The sequence below is a fragment of the Burkholderia sp. Bp8998 genome, from assembly GCF_003854235.1.
GTDB lineage: Bacteria > Pseudomonadota > Gammaproteobacteria > Burkholderiales > Burkholderiaceae > Burkholderia.
In genome coordinates, this window is record NZ_QTQF01000025.1 from 41,634 (window position 1) to 57,112 (window position 15,479).

Genomic DNA, 15,479 nt, shown 5'->3' on the forward strand with positions numbered 1-15,479 from the left:
CGCCGACCGAGCCCTCCTGCATGGAGCGTGACATGAGCGAATCGAATGACGCATTACAGGCGCTGCAAGCGTCGGTCGACAGCCTGAAGCAGGTCATCGACGCGAACGCGAGCCGCCAGGCCGGCGACACCGCCGTACTGTTCACCGTGGTGTCGCTGATGCTGGCCGAACTGCCGCCCGACACCCGCAACCTGATCGAGGATTCGTTCTCCGTCTGGGCCAATGGTCTGCAGAATCCGGGGCTATCGACCGACATGAAGCAGATCGCACGGCAGCGGCTCGCGATGAAACTCTCCGACTGATCGCGGCTGCCACGGTTGCGCCCTGTTCGGCCTGCACCGTGCAACCCGACTTCTTCGTCATCGGCCCCGCGCCACGCACCGCTCGCGGTGCGCGCGGGGCGCCGCGTAACCCGCCCGAACGCGCCACCGCACCGCGTCATCGCACCGATGCGCGTGCGCAGCCGCGTTTCACCTCGCGCGCGCCCTCCCGTTTGCTCTCCACCGGCGCCCTGCGCGCCGATGTCGCACCGCGCTTCGCGCGCATCGCGCGCCGCCGCGTTTCCGTCTGTCGCATGCCGCGCCCGCATGCGCGCTCGTCTGTACTCCTTGCGTCTCATGCTCGCACGCATGTGAGGGTGCAATTCCCGGCCGGGCCGATGCGGAACTGTGTCTTGGAGGACATGGGTCGATTCGCTATTTTGAACGCAGTCGAAGTGATGCCGCGGGCCGAGCGAAGCACCGGTGTTGCCGGCGTCGAGCGCGGCCGGTTGCCGTGCCGGCGCACGGTGCGCGAGGGCGCCGGCGCGGCGCGCGCGCCGCCGGTCACGTCGTGCGGCAGGCGCACCCCGGGGCGCCCGCGCACATCGGGACGTCCCTTTCGATCCACGTTCAATGACAGGAGCCAGACCACCATGCCCGCACTTTGCGATATCTGTCACGCCCGGCCGGCCGTCGCGCGCGCCACCGTGATGCAGGACGGCGAGCGCAAGACGATCTCGATCTGCGACTACCACTTCCGTCAGCTGATGCGGCATCAGAGCATGCTGAACCCGTTCGATTCGCTGCTGGGCGGCGGTGCGTCGTCGCTGTTCGGCGAGTCCGGCGACGCGCCCTCGCTTGCCGCCGAGATTCCGCGCGAATCGGTCGACCCGACCGACGCGTTCAGCGAGCAAACGCTCGAACTGTTGCAGCGCGCGGCCGAGAAGGCGCACGCGCTGCGCCGCAGCGAACTCGACACCGAACACCTGCTGTACGCGCTCGCGGACACCGACGTGTGCGCCGCGCTGCTGAAGGAACTGAAGCTGTCGCCGCACGACATCCAGTCGTACATCGACGAGCACGCGCACACCGGCACGGCCTCCCCCGACGCTTCGCTCGACCGGCTGTCGATCTCGCCGCGCGTGAAGAAGGCCGTGCAGTACGCATTCCAGGCGTCGCGCGATCTCGGCCACTCGTACATCGGCCCCGAGCATCTGCTGATCGGTCTCGCGTCGGTGCCGGACAGCATCGCCGGCACGCTGCTGAAGAAATACGGCGTGACGCCTGAAGCGCTACGCCAGAAGGTCGTGAAGGTCGTCGGCAAGGGTGCGGAAGACGGCCGCGTCGACGCGCCGACCGGCACGCCGAATCTCGACAAGTTCGGCCGCGACCTCACCGCGATCGCGCGCCAGGGCAAGCTCGACCCGGTGCTCGGCCGCGCGCGGGAAATCGAGAGCACGATCGAGGTGCTCGCGCGCCGCAAGAAGAACAACCCGGTGCTGATCGGCGAGCCCGGTGTCGGCAAGACCGCGATCGTCGAAGGCCTCGCGCAGCGGATCGTGAACGGCGACGTGCCCGAAGTGCTGCGCGGCAAGCGGCTCGTCGAAGTCAACATCAACTCGATGGTCGCCGGCGCGAAGTATCGCGGCGAATTCGAGGAGCGTGCGAAGCAGCTGATCGACGAAGTGACCGCCAAGCATGACGAACTGATCCTGTTCATCGACGAGCTGCATACGATCGTCGGCGCGGGCCAGGGCGGCGGCGAAGGCGGGCTCGACATCGCGAACGTGCTGAAGCCGGCGCTCGCGCGCGGCGAGTTGAGCCTGATCGGCGCGACCACGCTGAACGAATACCAGAAGCACATCGAGAAGGATGCGGCGCTGGAGCGGCGCTTCCAGCCGGTGTTCGTCCCGGAACCGAGCGTCGAGCAGACGATCGTGATCCTGCGCGGGCTGCGCGACAGCCTCGAGGCGCACCACCAGGTGACGTTCGCCGACGACGCGTTCGTCGCGGCCGCCGAGTTCGCCGACCGCTACATCACCGCGCGTTTCCTGCCCGACAAGGCGATCGACCTGATCGACCAGGCCGCCGCGCGCGTGCGGATCGGCGCGACGTCGCGCCCCGTCGACATCCAGGAAGGCGAAGCGCAGATCGCACAGCTGAAGCGCGAGCAGGACTACGCGACGTCGCGCAAGCGCTTCGACGAAGCGAAGCAGTTCGAGGAGCAGATCAGCGAGAAGCAGAAGTCGCTCGACGAAAGGATGGAAGCGTGGCAGCGCAAGACCGGTTCCGAGACGCTCGAGGTGACGGTCGAATCGGTCGCCGAAGTCGTGTCGCGGCTGACCGGCATTCCGGTGTCCGAGCTCACGCAGGAAGAGCGCCAGAAGCTGCTGAAGATGGAAGAGCAGCTGCGCGAGCGCGTGGTCGGCCAGAACGACGCGGTGGTCGCCGTCAGCGACGCGGTGCGGCTGTCTCGCGCCGGGCTCGGCCAGACGCACCGTCCGATCGCGACGTTCCTGTTCCTCGGGCCGACCGGCGTCGGCAAGACCGAGCTCGCGAAGGCGCTGGCCGAGACCGTGTTCGGCGACGAGCAGGCGATCATCCGCATCGACATGTCCGAGTATATGGAGCGGCACGCGGTCGCGCGGCTGATCGGCGCGCCGCCCGGCTACGTCGGCTACGACGAAGGCGGCCAGCTCACCGAGCGCGTGCGGCGCCGCCCGTACAGCGTGATCCTGCTCGACGAGATCGAGAAGGCGCATCCGGACGTCTACAACGTGCTGCTGCAGGTGTTCGACGACGGCCGCCTGACCGACGGCAAGGGCCGCGTGGTCGACTTCAGCAACACGATCATCATCGCGACGAGCAACCTCGGCGCCGCGATCATCATGGACAACCTCACGCAGCCGGAAGCCGCGCGCAAGACCGACAAGGCGATCCGCGAGGCGCTGATGCAGGTGCTGAAGGGCCATTTCCGCCCCGAGTTCCTGAACCGGATCGACGAGGTGATCGTGTTCCATGCGCTGTCGAAGGAGAACATCCGCTCGATCGTGCAGATCCAGCTCGACCGCGTGGTGCGCACCGCCGCCGCGCAGGACATCACGCTCGTGATGGGCGACTCGCTCGTCGAACACCTGACCGAAGCCGGCTATCAGCCGGAATTCGGCGCGCGCGAACTGAAGCGGCAGGTGCGCCAGATCATCGAGACGAAGCTCGCGAAGGAGATCCTCGCGGACAAGCTGACGTCCGGCGATCGCGTCGAAGTCGATTACGACAAGGCGAGCGACGAAGTGAAGTTCAACAAGCTGGCGTCGCCCGACGCCAGGGACGCGAAAAAGGACGCCGACGGAAAAGCCAGGCCGAACGGCAACGCGGCGAAGGCGTCGACGGATGAAAAGGATGACGAAGCGAAGGCTCAGACGCCGCCTCCGGTCGCGAAGACATCCGGAAAGAAGTCGTCCAGTGCGAAGAAGGACGCACCCTGAATCACCGATAACAGGCGGGCCCGGACGCACGGGCCCGCATCACCGGCGCCGTCCGCCCGACGGCACCGCCCCACGCCGCGACGCGGCGCAACCCGAGCCGCCCGCAGCGGGAAAAGGCTCATGGAGAATCACATGACAAATCGACGCGAAGTGCCAGGCATCAGGAAGTACGATGGGCCCGCCGGCGGTTGGGGCGCGCTTCGCGCGACAGCCGAGGCCGTGCGCACGCAGATGGAAACCATCGAGGCGCCGATCGTGCTGATGCGGACCAACCAGCCCGACGGTTTCGACTGTCCCGGCTGCGCGTGGCCCGACAAGGAACACAAGTCGACGTTCCAGTTCTGCGAGAACGGCGCGAAGGCCGTCACGTGGGAAGCGACGACCAAGCGCGTGACGCCCGAGTTCTTCGCGGCGAACACGGTATCGTCGCTGTTGCGGATGTCCGACTACGAACTGGAGAACATGGGCCGGCTCACGCATCCGCTCGTCTACGATCGCGCGACCGACACGTTCCGCGCGGTCGAATGGGACGACGCGTTCGCGCGCATCGGCGAGGTGCTGCGTGCGCTGCCGCCCGAGCAGGTCGAGTTCTATACATCGGGCCGCGCGTCGAACGAAGCCGCGTACCTGTATCAGCTTTTCGCGCGCGAGCTCGGCACCAACAACTTCCCCGACTGCTCGAACATGTGCCACGAGCCGACCAGCGTCGGCCTGCCGCAGTCGATCGGGATCGGCAAGGGCACGGTGTCGCTGGAGGATTTCGACCACTGCGAGCTGATCATCTCGATCGGCCACAACCCCGGCACCAACCACCCGCGGATGATGGGCACGCTGCACGAGTGCTCGCGCCGCCACGTGCCGATCATCGTGTTCAATCCGCTGCGCGAACGCGCGCTCGAACGCTTTGCCGATCCGCAGGACATGATCGAGATGGCGTCGTTCGGCTCGACGCGCATCGCGTCGACGTACTACCAGGTCGACGCGGGCGGCGACGCGGCCGCGCTGAAGGGCATCATGAAGGCGCTGCTGCAGCTCGAGGCCGAGCGCGGCGACGTGCTCGACCGCGACTTCATCGCGCAGCACACCAACGGCTTCGACGCGTTCTCCACCGACCTGCAGGCCACGTCGTGGGACGACATCGAGCGTGCGAGCGGCCTGAGCCAGGCGCAGCTCGAGCAGGTCGCGCTCGCCTATGCGAAGTCGAACGCGACGATCATCACGTACGGGATGGGCGTCACGCAGCACAACAAGGGCACCGCGACCGTGCGCCTGATCGCCGACCTGCTGCTGATGCGCGGCAACTTCGGCAAGCCCGGCGCGGGCGTGTGCCCGCTGCGCGGCCACTCCAACGTGCAGGGCAACCGCACGGTCGGCATCACCGAGAAGCCGTCGGCCGAGTTCCTGCAGAAGATCGAGGACGTATGCGGCTTCAAGCCGCCCGCGCACCACGGGCACGACGCCGTGCAGGCGATGCAGGCGATGGTCGACGGCCAGGCCAAGGCCCTGCTGTGCCTCGGCGGCAACTTCGCGGTCGCGCTGCCCGATCCCGAGCTGTCGTTCCCCGCGATGGCGAAGCTCGACCTCAGCGTGCATCTCGGCACGAAGCTGAACCGCTCGCATCTGCTGGTGGCGAAGGAAACCTACATCCTGCCCGTGCTCGGCCGCACCGAGCTCGACATGCAGACGAGCGGCCAGCAATCGATCACCGTCGAGGATTCGATGTCGATGGTCCACGCGTCGGCCGGCAAGCTCAAGCCTGCGTCCGACCAGTTGCGCTCGGAGCCCGCGATCGTCGCGGGGATCGCTCATGCGACGCTGCCGGCCAGCAAGGTCGCGTGGCTCGACCTGATCGCCGACTACGACCGCATCCGCGACCTGATCGACAAGACGGTGCCCGGCTTCGAGGCATTCAACGAGCGGATCCGCACGCCGGGCGGCTTCCGCCTGCCGCTGCCGCCGACCGAGCGCGTGTGGCCCACGCCGACCGGCAAGGCGATGTTCTCGGTCTACCAGGGCGTGAAGGAAGACGCGGACGTGCTTGGCGCCGAGCAGGTGCTGCGGCTGATCACGCTGCGCAGCCACGACCAGTACAACACGACGATCTACGGGCTCGACGACCGCTATCGCGGCGTGTTCGGGCGTCGCGACGTTCTGTTCATGAACGTGGCCGATCTCGCGAAGTACGGGCTCGAACACGGCGACCTCGTCGACATCGAGACGGTCACCGCGTCGGGCCGCACGCTGCGGCTCGAGAAGATCACCGCGATCGAGTACGACATCGCGCCGGGATCGGTCGGCGCGTATTACCCGGAAGCGAACGTGCTCGTGCCGCTCGACTACATCGACAAGGAAAGCGGCACGCCGTCGTACAAGTCGGTGCCGGTGCGGGTCGCGCGCTCGGCGGTCGCCTGATCCACGGGCAGGCAGGTTCGCGACGCACGGCACGAAACGACGTGCCGCGCACCTGAACCTGCCCTGCTCTCTCCTTCCCCCTCTCCCGGCCGCGGCATTGCATCCAATGCCGCGGCCGCTTCCGTTCATCGCGTCGAACCGCGAACGGCTCAATGTGCGTTCCGACAGCGGATCGGCACTGGCGGCGATGAGGCGCGGCGGCATGTTTGAAATAGCGACCGAAGCGGCCGCCGCTCCGCATGGGAACGAATCCTGCTCGTCTTCAGGTATTTGATGGAGGACAGCGCGATGAAACCCAAGACCATTGCAATACGTCGAATTCTGCCGACACTCGTGGCCGGCGGCACACTCGTGGCGGCCAGCGCGGCCTTCGCGCAAGTCTACGTTGCACCGCAGCCGGCATACGAAGAGCGTCCGGCCCCGGCGGCGGATGTGTCGATCTCGATCGGCATGCACGGCGACCGCTACTGGGACGGCCATCGTTACTGGGAGCACGAAGCGTGGATGCATCGTCATCCGCGTGAACGTGATCCGTGGCGCGAGCACGAACACGAGCGTGAACACGAGCATCGTGATTACTGAGGTCCCGCCGCCCGAAATCAGGATATCAACGCCACGTTTCAACTAAAAATCGCTCCAGGCCGGTCGCGTCATTCATGCTCGACGCGTCCCCCTGGCGCCTCCGCACCACGCAATTTTTCCGGCTCGCGTCGAATCAGGTGGAGCCGCGATTCGCCCGGCAGCCCTTCGCCGCCGGCTGGCGCAAGCCTGAACAACGCGTGGAAGTCGTTCGCATGCGCAAGCGCCGCAGCCGCACGTTCGCCGTTGTTCTCGAGCTGCTGCAGCGCATAGGTGCGCGTCGTCGTCAGCAGCCGGTAGCCGCGTCGCGGCACCGTGACGATCAGGTTCCGGTCGCCCGCCAGCGCCTTGCGCAACGCGACGACATGCACCTGAAGATTGTTTTCCTCCACGACCGTGTGCGGCCATACGCGCTGCATGATCTCGTCTTTCGACACCAATGCACCGTTCGCCCGAATCAGAAGTTCGAGAATGTCGAACGCGCGACTGCTCATGGGCAGCAGTTTGCCGTTAGAGCGAATTTCACGTCTGTCCAGAAAAACCTCGAGCGTTCCAATTCGGACCATGGGAATTTTCAATCAAGTCGCCAGAAATGACCGCGACGCCTGTCGCGCATCGACCTGTGTCCGATCCACGCCGCACCGCCAGGACAGTTGCCCCGGTCAGTCGGATCGCGCCGAAGATCGATCAGTGCTCGCCTGCGCGGTTCAGGAACAGCCGGATATCGACGGACTTCCAGATGCCGTCGGTATAAAACGGATCGTCGAGCACCAGTTGCCGCACTGCTTCGATATCGTCGGCTTCATACAGAAACAGGCTGCCACCCACCGCGCCGTCGGCGTCGACAAGTGGCCCCGCCATCCGCGCCTTCAACGGGGACGCAAGCAATCGCGCCTTATGCGCGGCAAAGTGGATCTGACGACGGTCCGTCATGCCAGGGTGATCGAGGCAGTAAACGATGAAAAGCATGTTCATTCCTTCGGATGTCGGTATTGCGGTCGACAGGACTATATGGCTCGCATCCAGATGGCCGTTCACCGAAAGGTGCGCTCGCTTACCGGATCGTCCGGATTTCCTCGCCCTCATCCTCTCGATTCCGCCTTCATTCGCATTCCTTCATTCATTCCGTAAAGCGGGTGAATGCATGATCGGCGCAGCTCCGTCAGACCAAAGCAGCGGTTCGGTCAGCGCCCGTAACGCAACAAGAAGTCCCTCAGCTTCGGATTGACATCACGCGCATGGGTGAGGTTCGGCGTATGCCCCGCATCGGCCACACGGACGATTCCTCTGGAGTTCGGCAGATTGTCGGAAAGCGCGATACCGCAACGCAGCGGAATGGCCGCATCGGCATCGCCATGGAATACGATCGCCGCATGGGTGATCTCGGCGAGCCGTGGCGTAATATCATCGCGCGTCGTGAGCGCATCGACCGGGTAGCCGAACTTTTCACGCGGCATTCTCAGCCACTTCTCGATCCACGCCGATGCGGCGTAATCCGCCCCGAGCAGAAACCCGGCGAGATGCGCCGCCACGTTGCGCGCACCGTTGTTCGCCCACTCCGTCTTGAGCGCGTCGAACGACGCCGTCACCGATGCGTCATCGAGATCGCTGCGCGTCGCGATGAGCGCAAGTGCCCGGAATCGGGCGGGCTCGAGCAGTGCCGCGCGCATCGACACGAATCCACCCTGCGACATGCCTACCAGCGAGGCGGACGCAATCTCGAGATGATCGAGCAGCGCGATCAGATCGCGTGCCGAATCCCAGTAGCTGAACGGCCGTTCGATCGGCCCCGTCGAGCCGAAGCCGCGCTGATCCCAGACGACACAACGAAACACATCGCTCAGTGCCTCGACGTTGGGGCGAAACATGTCGCCGTCCATCAGGAAGCCATGACTGAAAACCACCACGGGCGCATCTTCCGGACCCGATTCCTCATATGCGAGACGAATACCGTCGCGTTCAAACCATGCCGTCATCCTCGACCTCTCGTGAACTCAATCCCGTCAGGACTGCGCAGTGCGCCCCGCTCGCATGACACTCTATCGTGGGCGCCGCTGCGGTGATGGTCGATTGAAGCGACGATTTACCCGATCGTCCGGATTTTTACGGCGAGGCAGGTCCGGCGTTGCACAAGCGACATCTGCGATCTTCCCCGGATTGACGGGCCGGCACGCATTTGATTAAGTAGGCGGCTTGTACGCGCGTTCAAGCGACGTCTCCTTGTCGCGACACGGCGGCCGTTTGCAACGGAGCAGGACGCGCCGAACCGGCGACGGCGCTCCAGCCGCGGCGATTTCGGAGAAGAGGGAAATGGTGCTAGCAGCAATGGAATCGGAAAGGCCGGTCTGGATTCTGCAAGGTGAGTTCGGCCGTGCCACGGTGAACTTCATCAGCCGGCAGCTGGTCGCGCATGCGCACTCGCAGTACCAGTTCCTGTTCAAGCTTGGCGGAAGCGATTGTGATTTCCGGATGGGTTCGCAGGCATGCACGCTCAGCGCCGACGCTGCGATTTGCCTGAATCCGTGGATCGAACACGCGAAGTCCGCAAACAAGGACACGCCGTCGCTGATCCTGTCGCTCGTCATAGAAACACCCTGGCTGCGCAAGCGGCTCGGCCTGGCCGACGGCGGCCCGTCCGACATCTTTCCGCGCCAGCTGGTTGTCGTCACGCCGGACGTACAGCACCACGTCGACCGTCTGGCGGCCGCCATCACGAATCATCTCGTTGCACACGATGCCGGTTGCGTGCCGATCCTCGAGGATCTCCTCACGGCGCTCGGGCGCGATTTTGCCGATCCGGAACTGACGACGCGCATCGCGCCGTCCACGCGCCCGGTCGACTTCAGAATCCGTAAGGCGCTCGACTTCATCAAGCGCGCGCCATCGGCGAACATGACCGTTACACAGGTCGCCGCCGAGGTCGGGCTGTCGCGGTCACGCTTTTTCGAGCAGTTCCGGCGCTGCATGGGGATCTCGCCGCAGCACTTCATCGACTGGGTTCGAATGTCGCATGCGATTCGCCTGCTCGCCGAGAGTGGCCGGCCGCTCGCCGACATCGCCGACGAGCTCGGCTTCGAGGAGCACAGTCACTTCACTCGTTTCTTTGCGCAGCACATGGGCGTGCCGCCGAGCGAGTTTCGCCGGCATTCGATCACGCTCGACCGGGAGCGTTTCGACTGACCGGCGCGATCGGTCTGCCGCAGGCGTGCGGATCCCCGCACGCCTGCATGGCACCACTCAGGCCAGCAGATCGGTCGGATCCGCAATCACCGGATTGCTGAGTATGCCTAACCCGTCGATCTCGATTTCGACCCAGTCGCCCGGACGCATGTGCACGAGGCCCGGCGTCGGAAACGGTCCGTACTGTCGCGACAGGTCATTCCCGGCGACGTCGCCGGGTTCCGGCTTCAGCGCGCCGGGCGTGCCCATCGCGATCAGGTCGCCCGGCCGCAGCCGGTAGCCGCGGCTGAGATAGCTCACCGTGTGCGCCACGTCGATCAGCATGTCGTCGAGGGGGGCCCGCTGCCGGACGATGCCGTTGATGCGCGTGAGCACCGTGTGCTTCGCAGGATTGCCGAACTCGTCTGAAGTCATGAGCCATGGGCCATACGAACCGGACGCTTCGAAACATTTTCCGAGGCCGAATTGCCGGTTGTGCACCTGGTATTCGCGCACCGAGCCTTCATTCAGGCAGGTGTAGCCGGCGACGTATTCCAGCGCGCGCTCGACGGGAATATAGCGCCCGGGCTTGCCGATGATCACGCCGAGTTCCCCCTCGTAGTCGAATGCGCGCGCCACGGCTTCCGGCGGCGCGACGATCGGCTCGCCCGCGCCGACGTACGATGCGGCCGTCCGCAGGAACAAATGCGGATAGTCGGGGTTCGTTTGCAGTCCGGTCTCGGCAATGTGGCTCTTGAAGTTCAGCGCAAGCGCCCACATCGCGTTCGGCCGGTTCAGGAACGGCTTCAGCGTCACCGACGAGAGCAGTCGATTGCCAGTCTTGCCGGCAGCCGATGCACGCAGGCGCTCAAGCCCGTCGTCCATCTCGAGCAGATCGATCAGGTTCGTGGGCAGATCCGGGGCGATTTCCGCAACGGGGACGAAATGCGTATCGCTGGTGACGACGCCCAGCGCTTGATGGCCGGCGTCGGCGTAAGCAATGATTTTCATGATCGAGCGTGATTCCGCAGGTTGTTCAGAAAGGTGTGTCGAGAACGATTCAGTGGCCGGCCGGCGCACCGCTCGCGGCAGGCTCCGGGCCCACCGTGCCGCGACCGATGAGCGCCAGCACGCCGAGCGCGGCGATTGCGGCAATCGCCGGCACCACGGCGACGAGCACGATGTGGCGTGGATCCCAGCCCGTCGCGAGCAGCGCGCCGCCGATTGCCGGGCCGACGAATGAACCGATCCGCCCGATTGCATGTCCCCAGCCGACGCCGGTTGCGCGAATGCCCGGCGGATAAAATGCGACCGCCAGCGCCGTCTGCCCCATGATCCCGTTGACGAGCCCCGCGCCGATCACACCGATCGACAGCAGCACGGTCGACGGCGACAATGCGGCCAGGCTCAGCACCGCGACGCCGGCGATCACGCAGACGATCCCCGCCGCCAGCGCCGACTTCACACGCAACCGCCCGGACACCGTCATCGCCGTGATGGCCGCCGTCATCAGGAGGTTGCCGCTCAGCCCGCCGATACTGAACGCGGCCATGCCGGCCGGTGCCCGATCGAGCGAAAAGCCGAACGACAGCAGCAGGGTCGGCAGCCAGAACAGCAGGGCATAGACGTCCATGAAGATCAGGAACGAGAACAGCCACAGCACGCCGGTATAACGCGCACGACCGTCGGAGAACAACGCCCGCACCGGGCTCGCCACCGGCCGCTCCGGATGCTGCGTACCGGATCCCGCGGCGGCGGCCGGGGGCAGGATCCGGAAGAACGCGGGCGCGACGACAAACGGCAGTACGCCGCCGATCAGGAACACCGCCTGCCAGCCGAAGCGGTGCATCAGCGGGCCTCCGATCAACCCTCCGGCCACGGCGCCGACCGACATCCCGGTCGTCACCAGCACCGATGCGGCAACCTTATGCTTCGCGCCGATGATCGCCGCCGAGGCCGTGATCGCGATCGGCAGCGCCGCGCCCAGCCCGATCGCGGACAGCACCCGCAACGCCGACAGCAACGCCACGCTGCCTGCATACATCGTCAGCAACGTACAACCGCCGAACAGCGCGACGCTGGCCAGCCCGACCGAACGATGTCCGAAGCGACTGGCGAGCGGGCCGGTGACGATGAAGCCGATCGCCGCGCCGATGTTGGTCGCCACGAAAACCGGCGTGAACGCAGCCGGCGCGAGGTGCCAGTCGCGCGCCAGCGTCGGCACGACGAACGAGATCGACGTCGTGTTGAAGCCGTCGAGAACGACGACGAGAAAGCAGACCAGCAACGCGACGGTCCGGCTCATTGCGCCGACTGGCGGCATGCCGGCATCGACCGTCGTCTTTTGATCATTCAGTTTCACTACGCACCCTCCCGCGGCACGCACCCGCCGACCCGCCGTGACGCACGGATCCGGCCGGTGCGGCCGCTCGTTCAAAAGCAGTAACGAACCTGCGCTTACGCGCGCGTGTAATCCGACAGGCGCCGCAGCATCTCGGCCGAGAAAATCTGCTTCGGCACCATGCAGTGCACGCCCTTCGGCGGTTCCGTCTTGTAGACGGTTCGGGTCTGATGCGCATACTGCGTGATCCGGAAGCTTCCGGCCACGCTCAGGATCCCGTAGCAATCGACTGCTGGAATCCCGGTAGCGGCCGACATCCAGCCGATCGTCTGGCGAATGCACGCAACGAGCGCGTCGTCGAGGCTATCGGCGAAACCGAAGCCGATCCAGTGCTCGGGCGTTTCGGCGATCGGGCCATTCAGCGACGACCGCTTGTGGAGCAGGAACTGGATTCGCATTTCCTCGAATGCGGATTCGATCGATGTCTGGTCGACATTGCCCTCGCCGGACGCCCCCATGGAGCCGCCCGTCCATACGCGCGCACCCGCGACTTGAACGGGCAGAAATACCGACGTGCCGACGCCGAGAACGGCACAGTCGAGATTGCCGCCATAGCTGCCGGCGAAGTTCGCGCTCGTCACGCGGTCGCCGGGCGGCTGGGTGCCGAGATAGGCCTGGAACGGCTTCAACGGAATTCGCACGCCCGGTACATACGACGCATAGGTGCGCTCGTCGTCGAATTTCAGGTAGCGCAGGTACGGACCGAAATCACCGGGCAGTGCACCGACGCCCGGAGGCGCGGAGTTCCAGCCCCAGTCGATCGGCCGCATCTTCAACATGCGGCATTCGACGACATCGCCGGGTTCCGCGCCTTCGATCTCGACCGGCCCGATCAGCGAAAATGCACCGTTCGGATATTTCTTGCGAATGGGCTCGCGCTCCTTGAACCCCATCCCGTACTTCGCCTCGTTGCCCCAGTTGGTCCACGTGCCGTCGTACCAGACGGTGTCGCCGGACCGGATCGAAGCCGCCGCCGCGGCATCCGGCGTCATTTGCCCGACCTGCACCGTATCCCACGACGGCACCAGCTTCACCGTCTTGCCACCCGGCAGCACGTGCATCGTTGCCGCTCGCACCTTCGGGGCCGCCGCTTGCGCCCGTGCGACGCCAGTCAACCCTGCCGCAAGCGCGCCGAAGCCGAGCTTCAGCATGGTCCGGCGGCATTGTGCGGTTCCGTCCATCGTCACTGCACGGCCCGTCTCGATGTCGATTGCCGGGGTATCGCCCGAGTGCTCCATTTCCATGTTGTGTGTCATACGTCTTCCAGACTGGTTTTCAAGGACAAAGCGCGATCAACGCGCGGATTGAGCGCCGAGCCCGGCGATCGCCTTCAGGACCACCTGATCGTCGGTCTCGGACGGTGCGCCGGCGGCACCGAGCGCACCGAGCAAATGGCCGTTCATGAAGACCGGAAACGTGCCGCGGCCGGGCAGAAACGGCGCGTAATAGCCGGCGCCGGACATGTTGCTGTATTCGGACGGATCGTCGCGGTAGCGATGTTCGAGCGTGACGCCGGACTGGCCGCCCAGCGCGACGGACGCGAACGCCTTGCCGCGTGCGAAGTCGACACTCGAAAACGATGCGCCATCCATCCGCACGGCGGCCAGCAGATGCCCGCCCGGATCGACGACAGCGAAGCCCATCGCCAGGTGCCGCGCGTTCGCCTCGGCGACGGCGAGCGAGAGCAGCGTCTGCGTCTGCGCGTAACTCAGCACGTAGGTCGGCATCGGGGCGTTGCCGCGCGCGTCTTCGGCAAACGACGCATGCATGGTGCCGGCGCATCCGGCGCAAACGCCCAGCAGCTTCAGTAACCGCAGAATCGGCCACCCGTGTTTCACTTCCATCTCCTGACTCCACTTCACCTGGCACGCTCGCGTTCCGGCGTACGTCCGGCCAGGCCGCACGACCTGACCATCCAGCCTCGTGACGTGCCGCCGGGTCCGATAGTCGGTCTCTCGCTGCGCACGAGCGCGACGTCAAAAAAATCCGCGGGAACCGTTCTCCCGCGGACAATCACCGCACTGGAGCCGTTACTCCGTCGCGAACACGGCGATACCGGTTCCCGGGAACTGCTCGGGTGACCCTGCGCCGTACGGGACGAAAACGTGATGCGACGCACCGTCGACCGCGACCGAATGCGAGAACTTGCCGGTCGGGACGATTGCAACGAGACTGCGGGTGCTGGCGTCGACGACCGCGAGGGCGGGGTCGAACTTCGCGTCCTTCGCGCCGACCCGCGATACGTTGTCCTTGGAGTGGTGACCGCCAGCGAGGAAGTAGCGATTCGAAACCGGGTCGTAGACCACCTCGTCGGCGCCCCCGAACGGCAGTTGCGCGAGCGTCGTACCGTCCGTCCGGTCGATGATCAGCGTCGTCTGCTTGCCGCCTTCATCGGGGTCGCAGCCGATCAGCGCATCGTTGCCCGGTCCGAGCGCGAGGCCGCTCGGGCCTTCACACCCCTTCAGCTTCAGCGCGGCCTGAATGGCCGGCTTGCCCTCGAGCACCGTCTTCACCGGAATCAGGTCGACCTCGCCCTTCGGATTCGCCTTCGTCCCGTCATTGTTCAGCACGAAGTTGTCGTTCTTCGGGTCGAACTCGCATGCCTCGAGGCCGGTCGAGTCCGCAAGCGGCATCTTCGCCATTACCGACTGCGTGTCGGTATTGATGAAGGTCACGAAAGGAGGCTGCTCCGCCCCGCTCGAGAACATCGCGACGTGGTGCTTCGGGTCGAGACAGCCCTCGTCCGCACGGATGCCGGACGAGCTGACTTCGATGCGCTTGACGAGTTGTTTCGACGCGACGTCGATCACCTTGACCGAATTCACGTCGCCCACATAGACCAGCGACGTGCCGGGAATGGGAAGCACGCCCGACGGGCCTGATTTTTCGTGTGTCGGCCCGATACCGGCGAAGTCGGCCTTGATCCGGTCACGCAACTTCATCGTGGTCGCGTCGAATACGTCGAGCGTCTCGTTCGCACCGTCGGCGAGGTAATAGTTGCCGTCCCCCGCGGCGCTGATGTCGAAGCCGAACGGTTTCTCGCTCGTGACCGGAATCGTCGTAATCAGCTTCGGTCCGCCACCGGCGGCATCGGCGCCCCACGCGACGGCCGCGGCGGCCGTCAGGCTCATCATTGCACATGCAACATAGACTCGTTTCATTGTCGACTCCTCCTGGTTCTCA

The 15,479-nt window shown here is 65.5% G+C and carries 12 protein-coding genes and 1 pseudogene; 5 read left to right on the forward strand and 8 right to left on the reverse strand.

What is annotated here, in order from left to right:
* Nucleotides 1-32: 32 nt before the first annotated feature.
* The 4 genes from DIE06_RS23565 to DIE06_RS23580 all read left to right on the forward strand — a co-directional run bounded on the left by DIE06_RS23565 (nt 33) and on the right by DIE06_RS23580 (nt 6,739).
* On the forward strand, nt 33-302 hold the full coding sequence (locus DIE06_RS23565; RefSeq protein WP_124663422.1) for a hypothetical protein: 270 nt from the start codon (nt 33-35) through the stop codon (nt 300-302).
* Nucleotides 303-913: 611 nt separating this feature from the next.
* Nucleotides 914-3,745, forward strand: coding sequence for an ATP-dependent Clp protease ATP-binding subunit (locus DIE06_RS23570; protein ID WP_124663423.1), 2,832 nt, complete (start codon nt 914-916; stop codon nt 3,743-3,745).
* A gap of 132 nt (nt 3,746-3,877) precedes the next feature.
* On the forward strand, nt 3,878-6,157 hold the full coding sequence (locus DIE06_RS23575; RefSeq protein ID WP_124663424.1) for an FdhF/YdeP family oxidoreductase: 2,280 nt from the start codon (nt 3,878-3,880) through the stop codon (nt 6,155-6,157).
* 288 nt (nt 6,158-6,445) lie between these two features.
* A complete protein-coding gene (locus DIE06_RS23580; protein WP_124663425.1) occupies nt 6,446-6,739 on the forward strand; it encodes a hypothetical protein in 294 nt (97 codons plus the stop codon).
* Nucleotides 6,740-7,023: 284 nt separating this feature from the next.
* Here the strand turns inward: DIE06_RS23580 and DIE06_RS23585 are convergent.
* The 3 genes and pseudogenes from DIE06_RS23585 to DIE06_RS23595 all read right to left on the reverse strand — a co-directional run.
* Nucleotides 7,024-7,302, reverse strand: a pseudogene (locus DIE06_RS23585) (transcriptional regulator); the annotation flags it as partial.
* A gap of 121 nt (nt 7,303-7,423) precedes the next feature.
* Entirely contained in the window at nt 7,424-7,711 is a 288-nt protein-coding gene (locus DIE06_RS23590; RefSeq protein WP_260433750.1) for a YciI family protein, read from the reverse strand.
* Between the two features lie 209 nt (nt 7,712-7,920).
* Nucleotides 7,921-8,712, reverse strand: coding sequence for an alpha/beta fold hydrolase (locus DIE06_RS23595; protein ID WP_124663426.1), 792 nt, complete (start codon nt 8,710-8,712; stop codon nt 7,921-7,923).
* A 334-nt stretch (nt 8,713-9,046) separates the two neighbouring features.
* Here DIE06_RS23595 and DIE06_RS23600 point away from each other — a divergent pair, with 334 nt between their 5' ends.
* Nucleotides 9,047-9,916, forward strand: coding sequence for an AraC family transcriptional regulator (locus tag DIE06_RS23600; protein WP_124663427.1), 870 nt, complete (start codon nt 9,047-9,049; stop codon nt 9,914-9,916).
* A 57-nt stretch (nt 9,917-9,973) separates the two neighbouring features.
* Here the strand turns inward: DIE06_RS23600 and DIE06_RS23605 are convergent, their stop codons facing one another.
* From DIE06_RS23605 to DIE06_RS23625, 5 genes are all read right to left on the reverse strand, one after another.
* Nucleotides 9,974-10,975, reverse strand: coding sequence for a fumarylacetoacetate hydrolase family protein (locus tag DIE06_RS23605; protein WP_260433751.1), 1,002 nt, complete (start codon nt 10,973-10,975; stop codon nt 9,974-9,976).
* Nucleotides 10,956-12,257 carry an MFS transporter gene (locus tag DIE06_RS23610; RefSeq protein WP_124663428.1) on the reverse strand — a complete coding sequence of 434 codons (1,302 nt, stop codon included), beginning with the start codon at nt 12,255-12,257 and terminating at the stop codon, nt 10,956-10,958. The genes DIE06_RS23605 and DIE06_RS23610 overlap by 20 nt, the downstream gene beginning before the upstream one ends.
* Before the next feature lie 95 nt (nt 12,258-12,352).
* The gene (locus tag DIE06_RS23615; RefSeq protein WP_124663429.1) at nt 12,353-13,552 is read right to left on the reverse strand and encodes an acetamidase/formamidase family protein; all 1,200 of its coding nucleotides are present in this window, start codon (nt 13,550-13,552) and stop codon (nt 12,353-12,355) included.
* Between the two features lie 36 nt (nt 13,553-13,588).
* Complete coding sequence (locus DIE06_RS23620) at nt 13,589-14,140, reverse strand: heme-binding protein (RefSeq protein WP_124663430.1); 552 nt, start codon at nt 14,138-14,140, stop codon at nt 13,589-13,591.
* 186 nt (nt 14,141-14,326) lie between these two features.
* A complete protein-coding gene (locus DIE06_RS23625) occupies nt 14,327-15,457 on the reverse strand; it encodes a YncE family protein (RefSeq protein WP_124663431.1) in 1,131 nt (376 codons plus the stop codon).
* Between the last annotated feature and the right edge of the window lie 22 nt (nt 15,458-15,479).